Annotated in this window: 2 protein-coding genes; one reads left to right on the top strand and one right to left on the bottom strand. The window is 60.6% G+C overall.

Annotated elements, in window-relative coordinates; all coding sequences use genetic code 11:
• Nucleotides 1–410, top strand: a 410-nt coding sequence (gene ligD / locus NKH41_RS34010) for a non-homologous end-joining DNA ligase LigD (RefSeq protein WP_502906097.1), incomplete at its 5' end; no start/stop codon positions are given.
• Between the two features lie 74 nt (nt 411–484).
• Here ligD and xth read toward each other — a convergent pair.
• The coding region (xth, locus tag NKH41_RS34005) for an exodeoxyribonuclease III (RefSeq protein WP_352935980.1) at nt 485–1,202 on the bottom strand (718 nt) is incomplete at its 5' end.

Below are 1,202 nucleotides of genomic sequence, written 5' to 3'. Positions count from 1 at the left end.
AAGTGATCGAGACCGCGCTAACGCTCCGCGACATCATGGAAGCGGAAGGTCTGCAGAGCTGGCCGAAGGTGACGGGCGGCAAGGGCATTCACTTGATGGCCCCACTTGAGACGAAGATCACGCACGACAATGCCCGGCTCCTTGCCCGATCGTTCGCCAAGCGCCTCGCTGAAGCTCATCCCGATCGCTATCTGCTCTCCGCTGCGCCGGCAGCCCGAAAGGGCCGCATCTTCATCGACTACCTTCGCAATGGGCGCGGTAACACGGCGGTCGGCGCCTTCTCCCCACGAGCGCGACCCGGCTTCCCAATCGCCCGTCCCGTGACCTGGAGCCAGGTTGAGGCAGTCATCCGTCCAGATGCCTTCACCATTGACCGTCCGTTTAGGGCGGCTGCGAGAAAAGCAGCGTGAGCAATCTCGCAGCGCATTCTATTGGCAGTGGGCGACGACGCCCGGCGATTCCGCCGAACATTCGATCATGTCAACTAATTGCCGGACGGGTCGATCTCTATCCAGGCGGGCACATGATCACTCGGCTTTTCCCAGCCTCGCAGGTCAGCGTCCACGCCCGCGTCACGTAACCTGTTCGAAAGTGATGGGCTGACGAGGAGGTGGTCCATCCGCAGGCCGGAGCTCCGATCATAACCGCCTCGGTAGGAGAAGTTCCAGTACGTGTAGATGCCTTTCTCCGGATGAATGCAGCGGACGGCATCCATCCAGCCATTGTCTAGCATTTCGGCATAGGCCTGCCTGCTCTCCGGAAAGTAGACTGCGTCGCCCGTCCAACGTCTCGGCACCACCGCATCGATCGGCGTTGGCACGACGTTGTAGTCGCCGCACAGAACGCTTGTGATCCCCTCCTTGAGCAGTAGCTGGCCGTAGCTGATCAGACGGTCGAACCAGCGGAGCTTATAGTCGAATTTCGGGCCGGGAGCTGGATTGCCGTTGGGCAGGTAGATGCACCCCACGACGATCCCATCCACCTCTGCCTCGATATACCGGCTGTGAGTATCGTCAGGGTCACCCGGCAGGCCGCGTCGACGCTCCAGGGGCTCCTTTCCCCGTGCGAGTATGGCTACACCGTTGTAGGACTTTTGCCCGTGCCAGATCGCGCCATAACCGGCGTTCCTGACGGCTTCCGCGGGAAATTTCTCATCCGAAGTCTTCAATTCCTGAAGGCACACGATGTCATAGTCGGTCTGA

It is taken from the genome of Mesorhizobium sp. M1169 (assembly GCF_040318345.1).
GTDB lineage: Bacteria > Pseudomonadota > Alphaproteobacteria > Rhizobiales > Rhizobiaceae > Mesorhizobium.
Note: the sequence above shows the minus strand (reverse complement) of the source record. Positions and strands in the feature narration are given on the sequence as shown.